A 21,152-nucleotide genomic window follows, 5' to 3' on the forward strand; every position below is an offset into this window, starting at 1 on the left:
AGATCATCCATAAAAGTTTTCTGACGCTGGGCTTACCCGCAGACAACACCTTTTGGTCTGCACAACCAGAAGATTGGACAAGTAAAAAGGTCTGGAGTGGACAAAATTTGAAGAAAGATTATAAAGTAGAATATTAACTAAAAAGAAAAGATGCAGAATTATTTTGAAAGTCGCTATGCGCTGGGGCCGGAAGAAGTAAAAGAAATGAACACAACGCAGTTGCGCGATAAGTTTTTGATTGAAAATATTTTTGAAATTGACAGCATACGAATGACGCTCTCACATTACGATCGTTACATTGCCGGTGGCGTAATGCCAGTTAATCAATCGGTAACTCTATCTAATCCGGATAGTTTAAAAGCAGGGTATTTTCTTGAAAGGAGAGAGTTGGGAATTATTAACGTTGGAGGAAAAGGTACTGTTGTGGCTGATGGTGTAGCCTATGAATTAGAATATAAAGAGGCTTTGTACATCGGACAAGGCACTAAAGAAGTTATTTTCTCGTCGTCCAACCCTCAACAACCTGCAAAGTTTTATATCAATTCAGCTCCGGCGCACCAAACCTTTCCAACTAAAAAAGTTTCGCGAAAGGATGCAGAAGTAGTTGAATTAGGAAGTACGGCAACTTCTAATCATCGTGTTATTAACAAGCTGATTGTTAACAGTGTATTACCTACCTGTCAGTTGCAAATGGGCATGACGGAGTTAAAATCGGGTAGCGTGTGGAACACCATGCCTGCACATGTACACGATCGTCGTATGGAGGTGTATTTTTATTTTGAAGTTCCTGAAAATCAGTCCGTATGTCACTTTATGGGACAGACTGATGAAACCAGACACATTTGGATGCAAAATGAACAAGCTGTAATTTCTCCGAATTGGTCAATTCATTCAGGCGCAGGCACTTCTAATTATACTTTCATTTGGGGTATGGCCGGCGAAAATTTAGATTATGGGGATATGGATCACTGTTCAATCACTGATTTAAGATAAGCTATGATAAAATTAGTTAAACCATTACTGTTGATAGTCGGCCTGTTGACAATACAAAAAGTGAATGCTCAGGTTAACACATTAAATGAAATAAAGATCAGCAACAAAAGTAATCTTGCTTTTGAGGAAGCTATTGTTGAAATCCCTTGGGGATTGATAGTACAAAAATGGCCCAAAATAGATACTTCAAATTTTAAAGTTATTGCCGTTAATCAGAAGAAAGAACTTCCGTTTCAACTTGAGCATAGAGGGGAAAAACAAATCAAAAAATTATTGGTCAGGGTCAGTATTCCTGCCAATAGCAATCTTCTTATCTCTTTGCAAAAAGGAAAGGCTGAAAAGATTAATTATCTCACTTATGCGAGGTATGTTCCCGAAAGAAAAGATGATTTTGCTTGGGAAAACGATCGTGGGGCATTCCGAATGTATGGGAAAGCACTGGAGGACACCAAGGAAAATGCCTATGGTTTAGACGTTTGGACCAAGAGCACTGACCGACTTGTACTTAATGAGCGTTATAAAAACGGAACCTATCACACTGACCATGGCGACGGTTTGGATTATTATCATGTTGGTTTTTCTTTAGGCGCCGGCAATATTGTTCCTTTTGTGAACGACACACTATGGTATTCAAAAAATTACCGTCGTTTTGAAATATTGGATAATGGTCCGTTGCGTAGTACATTTCGTTTGTATTACGATGAATGGTCTGTAGCAGGAAAACCTGTAAAAGTTATTAAAACCATCAGTCTTGATGCGGGCTCGCAATTAAACCGAATGGAAATCAGCTATGATTTTAATGGTGATAATTTGCCTGTGGCTGTTGGCATCATTAAACGCCCGGAACCAGGAACTATCTTACTTGATGAAAAGAAGGCCATTATGGGCTACTGGGAGCCACAGCATGGAAACGATGGTATAATAGGCGTTGGAAGTGTGATCCCTGCCTCTGTTCAGGTTATGAAGGTAGATAAGCAGCAATTACTTTCCATTGGTAAAGCAAGTGCCAATCAACCTTATATCTACTATACAGGTGCGGCTTGGAATAAAGCGGGAAAAATTACCACCAGCAATGACTGGTTTCAATATTTGCAAGATTTTGCCACCAAGCTGGAGCACCCTTTAGAAATAAGCAGTGTTGCTTTAACCAAAAACACCCAAAAACTAAAATGAACGTATTTAATCAATTTAGCCTTAAGGGAAAAATAGCGCTTGTAACAGGCTGTAAACGAGGGATAGGAAAAGCTATGGCAGAAGGCCTGGCCGAAGCAGGAGCTGATATAATTGGCGTGTCAGCTTCTCTTGAGCCAAACAGTGAAGTGCAAAGATCAGTAGAGGCTTTGGGAAGAAAGTTCTATACTTACCAATGTGATTTTTCTAATCGTGATCAATTATATGCATTTATCGCTCAGGTGAAAAATGATTTTCCTTCAATCGATATTTTGATAAATAATGCAGGAAATATTCTGCGCAAACCGATAGCCGAACATCCGGATGAGTATTGGGATGAGATTGTTGCCATCAACCAAACGGCTCAGTTTATATTAACTCGTGAGATCGGGAAAGAAATGATTGCAAAAGGGAGTGGAAAAATCATCTTTACAGCTTCCCTTTTAACCTTTCAGGGAGGAATCAATGTGCCGGGATATGCGGCGAGTAAAGGCGCAGTTGGCTCGTTGGTGAAAGCTTTTGCCAACGAATGGGCAAGCAAAGGAGTAAATGTAAATGCAATTGCGCCAGGCTACATTTCAACCGATAACACTACAGCTTTGCGTGCCGACGAGAAGCGCAGTCGCTCAATTCTTGAGCGTATTCCTGCTAATCGATGGGGTGAACCAGAAGATTTTAAAGGACCTGTCGTGTTTTTATGTTCAGGTGCTGCCAATTATATTCACGGAACCATTTTAACAGTGGATGGAGGCTGGATGGGAAGGTAAACCTTTCAGAAACTTTCCAGGTGTACGTTAAAGGAGTCTTGCGGACAAACCTGGAAAGTTTAATGCAAAAACTTAAGTATAGTTTTATAGTTTATAAACTCAAAAAACGGATTAACAAAAGTTACCCGATGCCTTTCTTTCAAAATACCGGCGTTCATCCATAATCAGACGTTCCATCGATTGATAAGCCCGTTCTTTAAGCTGGGGAAGATCATCTATAGTCATTCCGGCAGTTTCAATCACATCAGCATATACGACTTTAACAAGTCCTGGTTTAATTGCCAATGGGTTGGTGCGGGGTAATAACTCTTTAGAATTAAGCAGTACAATTGGGGCTATAGGCGTTTGTGTTTCAATAGCAATACGAAAGGCTCCGTCATAAAAATCAGAAAGTGGTTTTTCAGTCTTATTCATAGTTCCTTCCGGAAAGATCAGCACAGACATTCCTTTGGCAAGTTCCACCTTCAAATCTTCCACACATTTCCTTCGACTTTCATGACTGCTTCTGTCTATCAATACTACCAAGCGTTTATAAATTATTCCAAAAATTGGAATCTTAGTCATTTCCACCTTCCCTAGCGGTTTAAACGATTGATGAATTCCTAAAACCACAGCTATTGAGTCGAGATATGACCCATGGTTTACAACATAAACATAGGAACGGCCAGTTGGAGCCTTCTCTTTATGATATGATTTATAAAATATTAAGGTGAAGATGGATATAATTGTGGACCAGATACGCAAAAAAATAAAAGAAATATCACTTCCAGTTTTGCCAGGGAAAAGTAAAAATGCGACTATAATGAAAGGTAAAACAAGCAGCATTGCAGCAATAAATGCTATCAAACCTACCACCAACTGGACAACAGCAAAAACCTTACGCATACAATCTAAAATAGTTCTAACACAGCAGAGCGCAGAGTTGCAAGAATATAAATTGATTTTAGATTTACAAAGACATTTGTAAAATAGAGTTATATCAGGAATGATTTTAATCGATTTATAACTTAAAACCGAATCGTAAGAATTAAATGCCTAATAAACCACAAGCGCGTTCAGCGGCTACCTTTTCAGCATTTTTCTTGGTAAAATCCTGCCCAATGCCACATTCTTCGTTATCCACAAATACTTTTACAGTAAATAACTTTGATTTTGCACCTTCTTCGTTAGGCATTAACTCAAACAGCACTTCTTTTCCGTGGCGCTGACACCATTCAATCAGTTTACTTTTGAAGTTGGTTTCTGTTTGCTCTAGTGCATCAACATCAACATGTGCTTTTAGAATGCGATTTAAAATGAAGGCCTTGGTAAATGTGTAACCCTTATCTAAATAAATGGCCCCGATAAGCGCTTCAAAGGCATCACCCATTAAAGAGCCCTGTTTTGCAGGGTTGTTAATCATACGGGTATCGTAATCCATCATATCACCTATTCCAATTTTTTTTGCCAATTGATTTAAGTGATTTCGGTTTACAATTTTCGAACGCATTTCGGTCAGAAAGCCTTCATCCCTGAAAGGGTATTTTTTGAAGAGCATTTCACCTACAACAGCGCCAAGGACAGCATCACCTAAAAACTCTAACCGCTCATTGCTGTTCTTCAACCCTTCTTTTAATTGCGGAGCAACAGACTTGTGGCGGAAGGCCAGTTTGTACACGGTTAAATTTCGCGGAACAAACCCAAGCATATTATTTAAAGCTTTTACATAATTTTTTTCACGCGAAAAATAAAGCCTGTATAAACGCAATGCGGGCATTCCTTGTACTAATTGTTAAATGAATATAAGGGAAAAAAGAAATAAGTTACAGGAGCAAGCAAAGTAATTTCTTGCAGATGAACCTGTAACTTATTATGGGTATTATTCTTCAAATTTTTTGAAAATTACCGAGGTGTTGTGTCCGCCAAATCCGAAGGTATTCGACAAGGCAGCACGAATAACCCGCTTTTGAGGCTTGTTAAACGTAAGATTTAACTTAGAGTCAATTGCCGGATCATCGGTAAAGTGATTAATAGTTGGAGGAACAGTATCATTAACAACTGCTAAGATAGAAGCAATAGCTTCAATAGCTCCAGCAGCTCCCAATAAGTGACCGGTCATTGACTTAGTTGAACTGATGTTCAATTTATAAGCATTCTCTCCAAATAAATTTACAATAGCCGTGGTTTCACTGATATCACCTAGTGGAGTTGAAGTTCCGTGAACGTTGATATAATCAATATCATCAACAGTCATTCCAGCATCTTCCAGTGCAGCAATCATTACGTTACGCGCGCCCAAACCTTCTGGGTGTGGAGCTGTAATGTGATTGGCATCAGCACTCATTCCGCCTCCTACAATTTCAGCATAAATTTTAGCACCGCGTTTCTTTGCATGCTCTAATTCTTCCAGAATAATTGTCCCTGCTCCTTCACCAGCAACGAAACCATCGCGGTCAAGGTCAAACGGACGAGATGCCGTTTCAGGCGAATCATTCCTGGTTGAAAGTGCATGCATAGCGTTAAATCCACCTATACCGGCTTCATTAATAATCGCTTCAGAACCACCAGTGATGAACATATTTGCTTTGCCTAAACGAATATAGTTAAAGGCATCAATAATAGCATTGTTTGATGAAGCACAAGCCGAAACAGTTGCGAAGTTTGGACCTCTTAAGCCATACTTAATTGAAATATGACCCGCAGCGATATCCACAATCATTTTAGGGATGAAGAATGGATTGTAACGCGGAGTTCCATCACCTTTTGCAAAAGCTGAAATTTCATCAAGGAAGGTTTTTAAACCACCGATACCAGCACCCCAAATAACCCCGATACGGTTAGTATCAAGCTCTTCAAAGTTAACACCAGCATCAATTACTGCCTCATGAGTAGAAGCAATGGCGTATTGAACAAAAGGATCCACTTTACGGGCTTCCTTTTTATCCATAAAATCTTCCGGGTTGAAATTCTTTACCTCGCAGGCGAACTTCGTCTTAAACTTTTCGGTATCGAATTTAGTAATCATGGCTGCGCCACTCACACCATTGATCAATCCGTTCCAATATTCTGGAACTGTATTACCCAATGGTGTAAGTGCCCCGAGCCCTGTTACAACAACACGTTTAAGTTGCATTAAATACTTTTAAGATGAATTTTCTTATTTAACGTTTTTTTCAAGGTAAGCAATCGCCTGACCTACTGTAGCAATTTGCTCAGCTTGCTCGTCAGGAATAGCCACGTTAAATTCTTTCTCGAATTCCATGATAAGCTCAACTGTATCAAGCGAATCGGCACCTAAATCGTTAGTAAAGCTAGCTTCAGGTGTTACTTCGTTCTCGTCAACACCTAATTTCTCAACGATAATCGCTTTTACTCTTGATGCAATATCTGACATAGTTTTTTGTGTTTAAAAGGTTATTTTTTTAAAATTTTCTGCAAATAAAAGTAAATTACAGGAACTATTCAAACTTTTTTTCGTTGTGGCATGTAACCAGTCATTTGTATAGTTTTGCACCAAGTTTAGCTCCTCTTGAATAAAAAAGTATTAAAGATATCATTTGACTATGATTTTACGCTGATTGGTATTTCGGCACCAACCCGCGATTATCGTTTTTGCTGGTTTCTCAATAAGGAACTGTCGTTTAATTTAATAAAAACTGATGACATTATACTATTGAACAAAGCAAATGAAGAAATTTATTTTTCAAGGTATCATCAGTTTTTTGAAGAAAGCGAACAAGATTACTTTTTAATTGGCAATAAAGGAATAAGTGGCTACCTCATACCCGAGCGCAAAGAAATCGATTTTTTCCTATTGATACATAACCTTAACTACCAATCGGAAAGGGATGCTTTGCTTCAGCAGATCAACAAAATGAGCATTACCCAAACGGCTTTTTTTATTGATGCCAATAAACTAAAATCTAAAGAGAACTTCTTGTTCTGATCATTTTCAGTTATTTGGCTACCAATTGGCATGTTAGCGCTACTTAACGCAAAGACGTGCAGTATTGGAAACAAATTGTATTTTTGCCACCGCAAACTCGAAACGTATATGAACGAATTACACAACAGAACAAAGATTGTGGCTACACTTGGGCCTGCTTCCTCCCAAAAGGAAGTATTGCTGCAGATGATTCAAGTAGGCCTCAATGTTTGCCGAATTAACTTCTCTCACGGTAAACACGAAGAACATCAGCAAACCATCAACCTAATCAGAGAAATCAATAAAGAGTTTAATTATAATGTAGGCATTCTAGCCGATTTGCAGGGTCCAAAAATTCGTATCGGAGATATGGAAAATAACGGCGTTGCATTTGAAACGGGTGATGTGGTTAATATTGTTACCACACCTAAAACCGGTGACAAAAATTCCATCTATATTACTTATACACCTTTCCCAAAAGATGTTAACCCTGGGGAAGTATTTTTATTGGATGATGGAAAAATGCAGATGCGCGTTTTAGAAACCAATAAGATTGACACTGTAAAGGCAGAAGTGTTATATAGTGGTGTTCTTTCATCAAAAAAGGGAGTAAATCTACCCTATACTAAAACCAGTACCCCAAGCTTAACAGATAAAGATCGCGAAGATTTAGATTTTGCGCTGAAGAACAATATTGAATGGATTGGTTTATCTTTTGTTCGTGAAGCTCAAGATATTATCGATTTGAAAAAAATTATTGCCAAAAACGGCAGCATTGCAAAAGTAATTGCCAAGATTGAAAAGCCTGAAGCCATTGACAATATCGACTCTATCATTGATGTAACCGACGGTGTAATGGTTGCTCGTGGTGACTTAGGCGTTGAAATGCCTATGGAAGTTGTTCCTATTTTACAAAAACAAATTGTTCAGAAGTGTAATGCATTAGCTAAACCGGTAATTATTGCTACACAGATGATGGATTCAATGGTTACCAGTCCTCGTCCTACTCGTGCAGAGGCAAATGACGTAGCCAACTCTGTATTAGATGGAGCCGATGCTGTAATGTTAAGTAACGAAACTTCAGTAGGTGCTTATCCTGTCGTGGTAATTGAGTCGATGAGCAAAATCATCCGAAATGTAGAGGAAGGCATGTATCCTTACTACAATGATTCTAACATCGAGGAACACCCTGAAACATTCCTAGCTGAGTCGATTTGCAACTCTGCAGTTTATCTTGCCGAAAAAACCAATGCTAAAGCAATTATTTCGATGACTTGGTCGGGTTATTCAGCTTATCAGATTGCCAGCCAACGCCCAAAAGCGCATACATATGTTTTTACGGGCAACCGTGACTTGATGAACAGTTTGAGTTTGATTTGGGGTGTTAAAGCTTTCTATTATGATAGGTTTGAAACCACTGACAACACCATTAAAGAGGTTAACAACATTTTAAAAGCTAACGGATATGTAACTGAGGGTGACGTAATTATCAACACTGCTTCAACCCCAATTGCTGAAAAAGGCAGAACTAACACTATTAAAGTAAGTGTTGCCTAAACATCAAAAATATTTAACATATTAAATCAAAGCACGACCATTTAAAGTCGTGCTTTTTTAATTTAAGTAAGTTTTCCACAAGGCTGCACAACATAAAATGCAAAAACAATCAGTTTTCAAGCGAGCAAACAGAGCACTAATCTGATCTTGTGGAAAACTGTAGCCCCCTAATTTTCTCTTTCTGCCTTAAATTTATTCCAGCTCTTCGATATTAATCATGTTAGCTTATTGATATCGTTACTCCTTATTTATGATTGCCTGTTATTCAAACAGGATACTGTTTAAACCTACTTTACTAACTTTTTAAATTGCTCTTATGAAGAAAAACGCCACCCTAACTACAGGGATGAAGGTAGAACGACACTTCACCCGAGAAGATGTTAATCCGTTTGATATGTTCAAGTATGAAAAACGTGCCTCCGTTATCAGAAATCCGTCAGGAGATGCAGTTTTTGAGATGAACAATGTTGAAGTGCCAGAAAATTGGTCTCAAGTGGCTACCGATATTTTGGCTCAGAAATATTTTCGACGCGCAGGAGTGCCTCAACCCGATGGCACTTTGGGGTCAGAAAATTCAATAAAACAAGTAGCACATCGTATGGCCAATTGTTGGATGGATTGGGGCAAACGGTATAACTACTTTGCCTCAGACACTGACGCACAAGTATTTTATGAAGAATTGGTTTACACCATTACAGCGCAAATGGCTGCCCCCAACTCACCTCAATGGTTTAATACAGGTTTATATTCTTCCTATGGCATCTCAGGCGGCCCGCAAGGGCACTATTACGTTGATCCCAAAACCGAAGAGCTGACAAAATCAACTTCTGCTTATGAGCGTCCGCAGCCGCATGCCTGCTTTATTCTCTCAGTTGACGACGACCTTGTTAACGATGGGGGTATAATGGACCTTTGGGTACGCGAAGCGCGCATCTTCAAGTATGGCTCGGGTGTAGGCACCAATTATTCAAAAATCCGTGGTGAAAATGAAAAATTAGGAGGTGGTGGCACTTCATCCGGACTAATGTCATTTCTTAAAGTCGGAGATCGTGCTGCAGGAGCGATAAAATCGGGCGGTACCACACGCCGTGCGGCGAAAATGGTTTGCTTAGATTTAGACCATCCTGAAATTGTCCAATTTATTGATTGGAAAGTTGAGGAAGAAAAAAAGGTTGCGGCGTTAATTGCTGCCGGTTACGCCTCTGATTACGAAGGGGAAGCATATCGAACCGTTTCGGGACAAAATTCTAATAACTCAGTTCGCATCCCTAACTCCTTTTTTAAGGATTTAAAAGAAGGCAAAGATTGGGAAATGAAAGCCAGAACGACGGGAAAAACCGTTGGCACTATTTCAGCAGAGAAACTCTGGAACAAAATAGGTTTTGCAGCATGGGCATGCGCAGATCCTGGAGTACAATATGACTCAACTATTAACGAATGGCATACCTGCCCTGAAGGAGGACGAATCAACGCTTCCAACCCATGTTCAGAATATATGTTCTTGGACAACACTGCTTGTAATCTGGCCTCTATCAACCTGCAGCATTTCTTCAATCCAGATACCTTAACTTTTGATGTGAAAGGCTTTGAACATATTTGTCGTTTATGGACAATTGTGTTGGAGATTTCAGTCTTAATGGCCCAATTTCCATCAAAAGAAGTAGCTAAATTATCCTATGACTATCGCACATTGGGACTAGGATATGCTAACCTGGGCTCAATGCTCATGGTAGCAGGCATTCCTTACGACAGTGAGAAAGCACGAGCTATTGGAGGAGCAATAACGGCTATTATGACGGGCACTGCCTATGCTACTTCAGCAGAAATGGCTCAACATTTGGGCCCGTTCAAAGAGTACACTAAAAATAAAGAGCACATGATGCGTGTTATACGTAATCATCGCTATGCTGCATACAACGCCGCTGACGCCTACGAAGGTTTGCAAATTCACCCTTCAGGTATCGACCCCAAATTCTGCCCTGATTATCTACTTTCTGCCGCATGTAACGCCTGGGATAAGGCTGTCAAGTTAGGAGAAAGCTATGGTTATAGAAATGCTCAAACTACTGTTATTGCTCCTACTGGCACAATTGGGTTGGTAATGGATTGCGATACCACTGGTATTGAACCAGATTTTGCTTTGGTAAAATTTAAAAAATTATCAGGAGGTGGCTATTTCAAAATAATTAATCAGGCTATCCCTGCCGCCCTAAAAAATCTTGGGTACCATCCGCATCAAATTGATGCAATAGTTAATTATGCAAAAGGCTATGGATCTATAAAAGAAGCTCCACATATCAACTTTGAAACATTGGCAGCCAAAGGCTTTACTTCATCCGACTTGGAACGACTGGACAAAGCAATTCTATCGGCTTTTGAAATTAGCTTTGCTTTTAATGTTTGGACATTGGGGGAAGAATGTATTCAACGTCTTGGTTTCAAACCTGAACAGTATAGTGATCCTTCCTTTAACTTATTAAAATCCCTAGGTTTTAGCAACCAGCAAATTACACTTGCAAATGATCATGTGTGTGGAACAATGACCATTGAAGGAGCACCATATCTTAAATCTGAGCACTACCCTATTTTTGACTGTGCTAATCGTTGCGGTTCTATTGGTCAACGATATATTCATGCTCATGGTCATATTCGCATGATGGCTTCAGCACAGCCTTTCTTATCAGGAGCTATCTCTAAAACCATTAACCTTCCTAATGAGGCTACTGTAGAACAAATTCAAGATTGCTATAAGTTAAGCTGGGAATTAGGATTGAAAGCAAATGCCTTGTATCGTGATGGCTGTAAATTATCTCAACCTCTATCAACAAAATCTGATAAAGAGGACGATAAGATAGAAGCCGTTGAAGAGGCTTTAGGTAAGGCTGCAGAATTAAAAATACAGGAACTATCTCCTGAACAGGTATTGGAAGCAGCTATACATATTCTTAACAAATCAGAAGATACAGTTTTCAAACGTCAACTATCTAGTATTGTTGAGCGTAAGCGCTTGCCTCAAAAAAGAAGAGGGTTCACTCAGAAAGCTCATGTTGGTGGCCAAACTGTATTTGTACGTACAGGAGAATATCAAGATGGAACTGTTGGTGAAATCTTCGTTGATATGCATAAAGAAGGAGCATCCTTCCGTTCGCTAATGAACTGTTTCGCCATTGCAGTTTCAATTGGTCTTCAATATGGTGTTCCATTGGAAGAATTTGTAGACAAATTCACTTTCACCAGATTTGAGCCTTCAGGAATGGTTGGTGGACATGAAAATATCAAAAGTGCAACCTCAATAATTGACTATATTTTCCGTTTACTTGGCTATGAGTATCTCAATCGTACAGATTTAGTACATGTGGTTACCCAGCAAAATGCACATTTGAGCAACCCTGAAATGCATGATGAGGATGTAAACCCTGACAGTAGCAATATGTTTCCGGAGGCAGTGGTCACAAACTCAACCCAACAAAATCATGAAGTAAAATTTAAAGCATTTGATATAAGTGGAGGAGTTCAATCTGATGCTCCGGCTTGTAATTTGTGCGGACATATTACAGTTCGATCAGGCACGTGCTACAAGTGTTTAAACTGTGGTAATTCACTTGGGTGCAGTTAGTAAAAAAGGTTAATACAAAAACATCCGGAAGGTCTAACTCCCGGATGTTTTTATTTCATAAGATTTATCAATTTAACTAAAACAGCTTATATGCTAATGAAAGTTGGAACATTTGGTTTTTAAACTCAACGTTATTGCTTGTTACCTTGCTTAATCCCCATACATAACGCCCTTGAAGTTGAATTTTTGACACTGTAACTCCTGCTCCCAATACTGCACCCCAGTCACCACTCTTAAAACTCTCTTTATTTAAAACATCAGTGAAAGTAGAGGCTCCTGTGATTTTATCTGAAAGTTTTAGCGACAATTGCGGACCAGCCACAACATGCAAAACTGGCAAAAGGTTAAATTTAGCAAGTACCGGTATATCCAGATAATTCAACTTTACCTCTGATCTGGCCCCTTGCGCATCTATTGCCTTAAAACCCTTATGAAAATATAATAACTCCGGTTGAATAGAAATAACCGGAATACCAATTTCTGTCCAAACACCAAGGTGATAACCTGTTACACCATCAGCAGTTTGCTGATAAGATTGACTTAAATTCCCCGTAAATTTAATATCACTTACGCTAGTGAAATTCACGCCACCCTTAACTCCAAAGTTAAGTTTTTGCGCTGAAGCAGAAAGAGTTATAAATACTGCAACAGCAGCCAAAAGCATTTTTTTCATACTGTTATTATATATTATTTTGAAGTGGCTAAACTAACAAAAACGTATTTCAGTTATTTAATAGTTTTTGTAAACAATTATTGACAATAACACAAAGATTCAATTTTCTCGCACTTTGCCCTAAAAGTTAAACCCAATGGATAATTGGATATTGTTATTACGAGCCTTTACACCTGAATCATACTTATCAAGGGTCTGCAAGCCAAAATTATAATTCAATCCTAAGTTAGCTTTACCAAAGTCATACCCTACCCCAATTAATCCTCCAATGTCTGCCTTACGGAAGTTATCTTCATCAATAGCATTATTTTCAGACTCAATTATAACATTACTTCCCGAATCTTTGTATCTACTACTGAGCAGGAAAGACACTGATGGACCAGCATAGAAATTAAGGCCGGTTCCGGTTTTTATTTTAGCAAGCAAAGGCAGATCTAAATAGTTGTAAGAAACCGTTGTGGTTCTTTCATTGCCCATAACCATATATCTGCTTTTATATCCTTTTTGAGAATACATTAACTCAGGTTGGAAGGAGAAATATCTGCTGAATCCAACATCAACAAAAATGCCGGCATGAAACCCCGGCTTATAATCAGTGGCTACCTCTTCCTGGTAAGTTCCATTACTGCCATAATATTTAAACGAACTTACTTTGGCCATGTTCAACCCACCTTTAATCCCAAATTTCACATTTTGCGCGTGGGCAGCAATTCCTGCCATTACAATTAAAACGAGTGTTATTATTGATTTCCTCATGTTCAAAAATACATTTATTAAATTAGCTAAAAGGACAAAAGCATGCCATATTAAGCAGTATATTTGCCTTTTGAGCAAACAGACCTAACACTATTAGCTCACTTACAAATACTTACAACATGAATTTGAAGATAAAATTGATCGGTTCAATACTTACGCTTATCTCCATTGCTCCATCATTGCAAGCCCAGATAGCAACAAATTCCACAAAAAGCGATCTAGTTTCCTCGATTCAACACCCTAACGCTTGGGTAGACTCCGTTTTTAAAAAGATGAAGAGAAAAGAACGGATTGCCCAATTGTTTATGGTTCCTGTTTATTCTAATCATCCTAAAGAAAAAAGAGATTCTGTAACAGCACTTATTAAAAGGTATCAGGCAGGTGGTATAATTACTTTTCAAGGGGGACCAGTTAGAAATGCTTTATTATTGAATGAGATTCAAAAAAAGCTAAAAGTGCCTGCTTTAGTAGCAACTGACGGAGAATGGGGACTGGCAATGCGCCTTGACAGTACTGTTTCCTATCCCTTTCAAATGACTTTAGGTGCCATTCAAAACAACGACCTTATTTACAAGGTTGGTCAACAGATGGCAGCGCAGTTTAAACGAGCCGGCATACAAATGAATTTTGCTCCGGTAGTTGACGTAAATAACAATATTAATAATCCGGTTATAAATTTCCGTTCTTTTGGCGAAAACAAGTACAATGTAGCACAAAAAGGCATCGCTATTATGAAAGGAATGCAGGATGGCGGGTTATTGGCAACTGCAAAGCATTTTCCCGGTCATGGTGATACTGATGTGGATTCTCATTATGATTTACCCCAGCTAAAATTCAGCCGTGAACGTCTAGATTCATTGGAAATGTATCCTTTTAAGCAGATTATCAATGCAGGTATTGGTGGGGTAATGGTCGCTCATATGAATATTCCGACTTTGGATAACACTCCGAACTTACCTTCAACTCTTTCACGACCTATAGTAAGTGATTTATTGCAAAAAGACCTTCAGTTTAAAGGTTTAGTTTTTACCGATGCCATGAATATGAAGGGTGTCGTTAAATATCATCCTAAAGGTGAAGCTGCTGTATTAGCAATGACAGCAGGAAATGATATGTTGGAAATGGTGGAAAACTTGCCAGCATCGATCAAAGCTGTTCGCAAGGCCATCAGGAAAAAGCAAATTAGCAGGAAAGAAGTTGACGCTCGTTGTAAAAAAATATTGGCAGCCAAATACTGGATAGGTTTAAACAACTATCAACCTGTCTACCTTCCAAACCTAACGCAAGACCTTAACCCGGAGGATGCAACACTCTTAAACACTCAACTGGCTGAAGCAGCAGCCACTACCATAATAAAGCCAGGTGACAGTGTACTTAAGCTAAGCGATAAAATATTGATAATATCCATTGGCACTGGAGAAACAACACTGTTCCAGAAAACAATAAGTGCTTCTGTATCCGCAGCTACTTTAACTATTCCCAAAGATGCTGATGCGACTAAGCTTGAATCAGTTCGAAAACAATTAAACAATTACTCTAAAATTATTATTGGCGTACATGACTTCCGCGCTCGTCCACGTGCCACTCTTGATTATAACTCCGGTGTAATCGATTTTATTTCAGAATTAATTCAAACCAATAAAGCTTATGTTTGCTTAATGGCAAATGCCTACACTATGGCTAGTTTGAAAACTCTTGATAAAGCTAAAGGCTTGTGGGTGCTGTATGAAAACTCTAAATATACTGAGCAAGCCGCCGCTAAAGTTATCTTAGGCGAACTTAGCACATCCGGAAAACTTCCTGTTACAGTAAACACAACTTTTAAAGCCGGAATCGGACTATAAAACTATCTATTTCGATTTGTATTGATCAGGGTCAATTGCTTTAGGCCCCCACTGTTTAAAGAATTCCAACACTTTTTCTTTGTTGTAACCTTTGTCTTGCTCTAAGTAAGCACTATTCTGAGTGTGAATTCGATTTCCTTTAGCATCCAAAACTACAAAAACAGGAAATCCAAAACGTTGAGGATAGCCTAACCAAGCTAACACAGCTTCATTTTTATTCTCCTTGCTATAGTTAAGGTGATAAATTACGTAATTGGCATTCAAAGCCGAATCCAACTGCTTATCTTCTGTAACCGTTTTATTAAAGCGCAAACACCAACTGCACCAATTTCCACCAATTTGAAGCATTACATGCTTACCTTCTTTTGCCGCTTTTGCAACTGTTGTTTTAATATCAGCTTTTGCATCTGCGTTAGGATTGTAAACTTTTGGAGTTTCTTGGGCTTTTGTAATTAATGTGGTGAATAATACAAAACCTATCAATACTAAACTTTTCTTCATTTTTCTTCTAATTATAACATAACAAAGTTAAAAAGTGCCAATTGTTTTCCAATTCTTCAATTTTAAGTTAACAGTTCACCTAACTGCAAATCATACTTTATCGGTTTAATTATTGATATTTACCGATCAAAAAGTTTGATTCACAAATGTCGTCTCCATATACTTTACAATTTCAAGAAGCCCTTGAAAGACTGAACTCCCAGCAGCGTGAAGCTGTTGAAACCATAGACGGACCAGTTCTGGTTGTTGCAGGGCCGGGAACTGGTAAAACACAAATTTTGGCTGCCCGAATTGGTAAAATTTTGAAAGATACCGATACAGATGCTAATAATATTTTGTGCTTAACGTTTACCGATGCTGGCGCCATCAACATGCGTAAGCGTTTGGTCGAATTTATCGGGCCTGATGCTTACCGCGTGAATATTTACACTTTCCACTCGTTTTGTAATGAAGTGATTCAGGAAAACCTGGAGTATTTTGGCAAAATCAACCTCGATCCGATTTCTGATTTGGAAGAAGCTGAATTATTAAAGGAATTGATCGATGAATTCAGCAATGACAATCCATTGAAGCGTTATACAGGCGAGGTTTATTTTGAACGTGATCGCCTGCGTAATCTTTTCAGTCTGATTAAAAAAGAAGACTGGAAGCTCGATTTCGTTAATAAAGCCATTAACGATTATATTGACGATTTGCCGAACCGTGAAGAGTTTGTGTACAAACGAAAACATAAACATCATAATGCCGGCGATGTAAAAGAGGAGAAGATTGCCGAGGAGATTGAGAAAATGCACCTTTTCAGAGCAGCAGTTGCAGATTATCCAAAGTATCAGGCTAAAATGCGTGCACGCAATCGGTATGATTTTGACGACATGATTGTTTGGGTGCTTAATGCCTTTAAAAATGATCCTAACCTGCTTGCCAGATACCAAGAGCAATTTCAATACTTGCTGGTAGATGAATATCAGGATACGAGTGGTGCTCAAAATGAATTGATTCAATTGCTTATTGCCGATCGTGAAAAGCCCGACATTTTTGTTGTTGGAGACGATGACCAGTCAATTTTCCGTTTTCAGGGAGCCAACATGAGCAATATCCTTGATTTTGCTTTTGCTTATCAAAACGACCTTACAACCATCGTTCTAACGGAAAATTACCGTTCGACCCAAGCTATTTTAGATGCCTCCAGAGCACTGATCAACAATAACCAGGAGCGACTAACCAAAGCGCTCAAACTTGACAAAAACCTTCAAGCTTCAAACCAAAAGCTTAATCAACTTACGGTAGTGCCTGAGCTTATTGAATATGCAAATGTAGAGCATGAGGTTGTTGGCATTGCCTCCCAAATAGTTGACTTATTAGCTAAAGGTATTGAACCTGAAGAAATTGCAGTTATTTACCGTAACCATAGTCAGGTTGATGAACTAATAAAATATCTTTCAGCAAAGAATATTGCAGTTAACACTAAACGCAAAATAGATTTACTATCCCTTCCGTTTGTTGAGAATATCATCAATATTTTGCGCTATTTGGCAATGGAAATTAATACACCATACAGTGGCGATGATTTGTTGTTTGAAATAATGCATTATGATTTCTTCAACATTCCTCCAATTGAAACCGCCAAAATCAGTATTGAAGTTTTCAGAAAGAACTACTCGGTTAATAACCGCGATAATGATGCTGTTTTTGGCAAAACGTCAATTCGCAGGTGGATCTCGGACATGGCTAATCCAAAAAAACTTACATTATTTGATCAATATACATCCGCAGAAATAAAGCAACTCAGTAACGATCTGGAATTCTGGATTAAAGAATCTCAGAACCTTACGCTACAGGAGTTATTTGAAAAAATCATTCTTCGCGCCGGTATCCTTAAATATATAATGAAATCAAAAGAACGAAATTGGTTCATGGAAGTGCTAACCAGTTTATTTGATTTCCTAAAAGAAGAAAACCGGAAGAAAACCGATTTAACCCTGCAGCAATTCATCGACCTAATTGATCTGATGAAGCTAAATGGTATTTCCATCGACTTAAACAAAACCCTGTTTGCTGAAAAGGGAGTTAACTTTATGACGGCTCATGGTTCCAAAGGATTGGAGTTTGAGTATGTGTTTGTGATGGGTTGTACCAAAAAGATTTGGGACGTAACCAAAAAAGGCGGAGGAACCAAAAATTACAAATATCCTGATACATTAACTACAAAAGTTGGTGAAGGTTCAGAGCTGGAGGAGTCGAGAAGGTTGTTTTATGTTGCACTTACTCGTGCTAAACACTCCTTATTCGTTTCTTTTGCAGCCGAAAATAAAAAAGGAAAGGAACAAGAGCATTCACAGTTTCTTTATGAAATGCGACAAGAGAGCAATTTGAAGATTGAACGAAAACAGCTTTCTGACGAAGCAATGTTCGATTTTATTGTTACTCAATTTAATGAAGACGATAAACCTAATATTGAACTTATTGATAAGAATTACCTGGATCTGCTTTTACAAAAGTACACGCTCAGCGTTACTCACCTTAGCAGTTACCTGGATTGTCCGCTGCGCTTCTATTTCCAAAACCTGATTCGTGTTCCGGCAGGCAAAAGTCCTAGTGCCACTTTCGGTTTAGCGATACACTGGGCCCTGAACAAGTTATACCTCAAAATGCGTGAACAGGATGCTTTCCCTGATGAAAATTACCTATTCGATCAATTTTCATGGTTTATGTTTCGCAACCGAGAATCATTCACTAAAGACCAGTTTAAACTAAGGATGGAATACGGGCAAAAGATCATTACGCCGTATTATAATAAATATGTAAACTCCTGGAATAAGGTGGCAGTTACCGAACGTAGCATTAAAAATGTAACTATTGACAATGTTCCGATTAAGGGTAATCTGGATAAAATTGAATTTAATGGAAAACAGGCCAACGTAGTAGATTACAAAACAGGAAAATACAATAATGCCAAGGATAAATTCAAACGCCCGGATGAGAAAAACCCTAATGGCGGAGACTACTGGAGGCAAGCGGTATTTTATAAGATTTTAGTTGACAATGACAAAACAAATGATTGGGAAGTGGTGAGTACAGAGTTTGATTTTGTCGAACCTATTAGCGATAATGAGTACCATAAAGAAAAAGTGGTTATTACTCCTGACGATATTGAAATTGTACGCGAGCAGATCATTTCAACATATGCTAAAATTATGAACCATGAGTTTTCGCAAGGTTGCGGTAAGGAAGATTGCCATTGGTGTAATTTTGTCCGGAGTAACTTTGAGCAGCAAGATATTTTAATTGAGGAGGAAATTTAATTTACCCAAATTGCTGTAGCTACTTGCAACTGCATAAAGCTAAAAACACTTTATGCAGTTGAATCAATAGTGGTTATTGTCTTTTTATTGTAGAGATTCCTTTCCGATCGCCATTTGGTTTTATGATAACAGGAGGTTCTGGTTCTTTAAATTAATTTGCGCCTCGTTCTCTTTTTAGATTGAAATACCATTTCCAACTAGGCAAATCCAAAGTGTCAGGAAATGATTTATAATAGAAAAGTCCTTTCCTTAAATCTGTAACCTTAATTGTATTAACCTTAAACTTTTCATTTTTGTGAATGCTTGCAAAAAGACAATCAAAAATTTCATTGTTTTTTATAATTAATAAAAACTCTTCGTCTTTTAGAATATTTACTGATGAAACCGGATAAACGGAAGTAAATGGAATCTTTACAATTGGAACATTTTCAGATTTAATAATTTGAGAATCCTCCCATTTTATTACCGGCGTCCAGGAACCTGTATTAATTGCTTTTAAAAATCTAAAATCTTTATTTGTATATTTTACATACCAATCTTTAGCCTCACTTATTGAAAGCGAATCTTGTGCACATACATTAATGCACAAAAATAAAAATGGAATTAATAATAATATTTTTTTCATTTTTTACCTTCCATCCTCTCAAATAACAGCTGTTTAAAGTGCCTAAATTTAAATATTTTTAATTCTTAATTAAGTATTAATTAAACAACTCCTTTACTAATGCCATTAGCAGAAAATACTGGTTGCGCTATTAATGTATCCGGAATTAACAAACTGCATGAAGAGTATAAAGTTCACAACATTATTCATTCCGAAGTCACCCGAGAGATATGCCATGGCAAATGCGGCAATTCAGCATAATTGACAATAATGGCAACCTGATCCATTTTGGAGAATCAATAAACTGATTAATAAAACATTAAATAGCTTACGTTAAATTCACCAGCTTATACCAAAATTTAGCAATCAATTAATATATTTGCCTCGCTTTTACTATAACCTCCGGTTTAGTTTTAACAAACACAAAACAAATGAGAGAAATTCAATTCCGTGAAGCACTTCGTGAAGCCATGAGCGAAGAAATGCGCAAAGACGAAAACATATTCATCATGGGTGAAGAAGTAGCTGAATACAATGGTGCTTATAAAGTGAGCCAGGGTATGTTAGCCGAGTTTGGTGCTAAACGCGTTATCGACACCCCAATTGCTGAACTTGGCTTTGCCGGTATTGGTGTAGGTGCTGCAATGAACGGTCTTAAGCCTATTATTGAGTTCATGACCTTCAACTTCTCATTGGTTGCAATTGACCAGGTAATTAACGCCGCAGCCAAAATGTACTCAATGAGCGGTGGCCAGTATTCCATCCCAATGGTATTTCGTGGCCCTACCGGTAATGCGGGTCAATTAGGAGCACAACACTCTCAAAATTTCGAAAACTGGTATGCCAACTGTCCGGGCTTAAAAGTGGTTGTTCCTTCTAACCCGTATGATGCTAAAGGTTTATTAAAATCATCAATTATAGATCCTGACCCAGTAATCTTTATGGAGTCGGAAGTAATGTATGGCGATAAAGGTGAAGTTCCTGAAGAGGAATATTACTTACCTATCGGCAAAGCACACGTTGTAAAAGAAGGTACAGATGTAACGCTGGTTTCTTTTGGAAAAATGATGAAAGTGGTTCATGGTGCCGTAGCAGAGCTTGAAAAAGAAGGAATCAATGTTGAAGTTATCGATTTACGAACCGTTCGTCCTATTGATTACCCAACCCTAATTAATTCAGTTAAGAAAACCAATCGCATGGTAATTGTTGAAGAAGCATGGCCTTTAGCCTCTATCTCAACTGACATTGCTTTCAAAATCCAGAAAGATGCCTTTGACTATTTAGATGCTCCTATTTTACGTGTTGTAAGTGCAGATGTACCTCTTCCGTATGCTCCTACTTTAATTGCTGAGGCATTGCCTAACATAGCAAAAACCATTAAGGCAGTTAAAGACGTGCTATATATCAACAAATAAGCACCAATTTATCTTTTATCATAAAAAGCCTCCGGAGCAATTCGGGGGCT

General features: G+C 38.3%; 18 protein-coding genes. 10 read left to right on the forward strand and 8 right to left on the reverse strand.

From position 1 onward, the window contains the following. Positions 1–150 precede the first annotated feature (150 nt). From kduI to L2B55_RS18250, 3 genes are read left to right on the forward strand one after another with little or no spacing between them, the layout of a single operon-like run. A complete protein-coding gene (gene kduI, locus L2B55_RS18240) occupies positions 151–993 on the forward strand; it encodes a 5-dehydro-4-deoxy-D-glucuronate isomerase (protein WP_237847792.1) in 843 nt (280 codons plus the stop codon). A 3-nt stretch (positions 994–996) separates the two neighbouring features. Next, entirely contained in the window at positions 997–2,166 is a 1,170-nt protein-coding gene (locus tag L2B55_RS18245; RefSeq protein WP_237847794.1) for a DUF4861 family protein, read from the forward strand. Beyond that, positions 2,163–2,930 (forward strand): SDR family NAD(P)-dependent oxidoreductase, encoded by a 768-nt coding sequence (locus tag L2B55_RS18250; protein WP_237847796.1) that lies wholly within the window; start codon positions 2,163–2,165, stop codon positions 2,928–2,930. The genes L2B55_RS18245 and L2B55_RS18250 overlap by 4 nt, the downstream gene beginning before the upstream one ends. 111 nt (positions 2,931–3,041) lie before the next feature. Here L2B55_RS18250 and L2B55_RS18255 read toward each other — a convergent pair whose 3' ends face one another. From L2B55_RS18255 to L2B55_RS18270, 4 genes are all read right to left on the reverse strand, one after another. Next, a complete protein-coding gene (locus tag L2B55_RS18255) occupies positions 3,042–3,815 on the reverse strand; it encodes a lysophospholipid acyltransferase family protein (RefSeq protein WP_237847798.1) in 774 nt (257 codons plus the stop codon). Positions 3,816–3,957: 142 nt separating this feature from the next. Further along, positions 3,958–4,686, reverse strand: coding sequence for a ribonuclease III (gene rnc, locus L2B55_RS18260; protein ID WP_237847801.1), 729 nt, complete (start codon positions 4,684–4,686; stop codon positions 3,958–3,960). 102 nt (positions 4,687–4,788) lie between these two features. After that, positions 4,789–6,042 (reverse strand): beta-ketoacyl-ACP synthase II, encoded by a 1,254-nt coding sequence (fabF, locus tag L2B55_RS18265; RefSeq protein ID WP_237847803.1) that lies wholly within the window; start codon positions 6,040–6,042, stop codon positions 4,789–4,791. A 24-nt stretch (positions 6,043–6,066) separates the two neighbouring features. Then, a complete protein-coding gene (locus L2B55_RS18270; protein WP_014681634.1) occupies positions 6,067–6,303 on the reverse strand; it encodes an acyl carrier protein in 237 nt (78 codons plus the stop codon). 135 nt (positions 6,304–6,438) lie between these two features. Between L2B55_RS18270 and L2B55_RS18275 the strand changes: the two genes are divergently transcribed. The 3 genes from L2B55_RS18275 to L2B55_RS18285 all read left to right on the forward strand — a co-directional run bounded on the left by L2B55_RS18275 (position 6,439) and on the right by L2B55_RS18285 (position 12,007). Then, on the forward strand, positions 6,439–6,855 hold the full coding sequence (locus L2B55_RS18275; RefSeq protein ID WP_237847804.1) for an IPExxxVDY family protein: 417 nt from the start codon (positions 6,439–6,441) through the stop codon (positions 6,853–6,855). A 108-nt stretch (positions 6,856–6,963) separates the two neighbouring features. Further along, positions 6,964–8,391 carry a pyruvate kinase gene (gene pyk / locus L2B55_RS18280; RefSeq protein ID WP_237847806.1) on the forward strand — a complete coding sequence of 476 codons (1,428 nt, stop codon included), beginning with the start codon at positions 6,964–6,966 and terminating at the stop codon, positions 8,389–8,391. 316 nt (positions 8,392–8,707) lie between these two features. After that, entirely contained in the window at positions 8,708–12,007 is a 3,300-nt protein-coding gene (locus tag L2B55_RS18285) for a vitamin B12-dependent ribonucleotide reductase (RefSeq protein WP_237847808.1), read from the forward strand. A 76-nt stretch (positions 12,008–12,083) separates the two neighbouring features. Here L2B55_RS18285 and L2B55_RS18290 read toward each other — a convergent pair whose 3' ends face one another. Beyond that, positions 12,084–12,680: a porin family protein gene (locus L2B55_RS18290; RefSeq protein WP_237847811.1), complete on the reverse strand. Its 597-nt coding sequence runs from the start codon at positions 12,678–12,680 to the stop codon at positions 12,084–12,086. A gap of 120 nt (positions 12,681–12,800) precedes the next feature. Beyond that, positions 12,801–13,436 (reverse strand): porin family protein, encoded by a 636-nt coding sequence (locus L2B55_RS18295; protein ID WP_237847813.1) that lies wholly within the window; start codon positions 13,434–13,436, stop codon positions 12,801–12,803. A gap of 119 nt (positions 13,437–13,555) precedes the next feature. Here L2B55_RS18295 and L2B55_RS18300 point away from each other — a divergent pair, with 119 nt between their 5' ends. Beyond that, entirely contained in the window at positions 13,556–15,280 is a 1,725-nt protein-coding gene (locus tag L2B55_RS18300) for a glycoside hydrolase family 3 protein (protein WP_237847815.1), read from the forward strand. A 6-nt stretch (positions 15,281–15,286) separates the two neighbouring features. Here L2B55_RS18300 and L2B55_RS18305 read toward each other — a convergent pair whose 3' ends face one another. After that, positions 15,287–15,781: a thioredoxin family protein gene (locus L2B55_RS18305; protein WP_237847816.1), complete on the reverse strand. Its 495-nt coding sequence runs from the start codon at positions 15,779–15,781 to the stop codon at positions 15,287–15,289. A gap of 146 nt (positions 15,782–15,927) precedes the next feature. Here L2B55_RS18305 and L2B55_RS18310 point away from each other — a divergent pair, with 146 nt between their 5' ends. Beyond that, complete coding sequence (locus tag L2B55_RS18310) at positions 15,928–19,083, forward strand: ATP-dependent DNA helicase (protein ID WP_237847818.1); 3,156 nt, start codon at positions 15,928–15,930, stop codon at positions 19,081–19,083. 151 nt (positions 19,084–19,234) lie between these two features. Here the strand turns inward: L2B55_RS18310 and L2B55_RS18315 are convergent, their stop codons facing one another. Further along, on the reverse strand, positions 19,235–19,708 hold the full coding sequence (locus tag L2B55_RS18315; protein ID WP_237847820.1) for a hypothetical protein: 474 nt from the start codon (positions 19,706–19,708) through the stop codon (positions 19,235–19,237). 99 nt (positions 19,709–19,807) lie between these two features. On the opposite strand from L2B55_RS18315, the gene L2B55_RS18320 reads away from it, so the two are divergent. Then, on the forward strand, positions 19,808–19,948 hold the full coding sequence (locus L2B55_RS18320) for a hypothetical protein (RefSeq protein ID WP_237847823.1): 141 nt from the start codon (positions 19,808–19,810) through the stop codon (positions 19,946–19,948). A gap of 170 nt (positions 19,949–20,118) precedes the next feature. Continuing rightward, entirely contained in the window at positions 20,119–21,102 is a 984-nt protein-coding gene (locus tag L2B55_RS18325; RefSeq protein ID WP_237847825.1) for a pyruvate dehydrogenase complex E1 component subunit beta, read from the forward strand. The last annotated feature ends 50 nt before the right edge of the window (positions 21,103–21,152 follow it).

It is taken from the genome of Solitalea lacus (genome assembly GCF_022014595.1).
Classification (GTDB): Bacteria; Bacteroidota; Bacteroidia; order Sphingobacteriales; family Sphingobacteriaceae; genus Solitalea; species Solitalea lacus.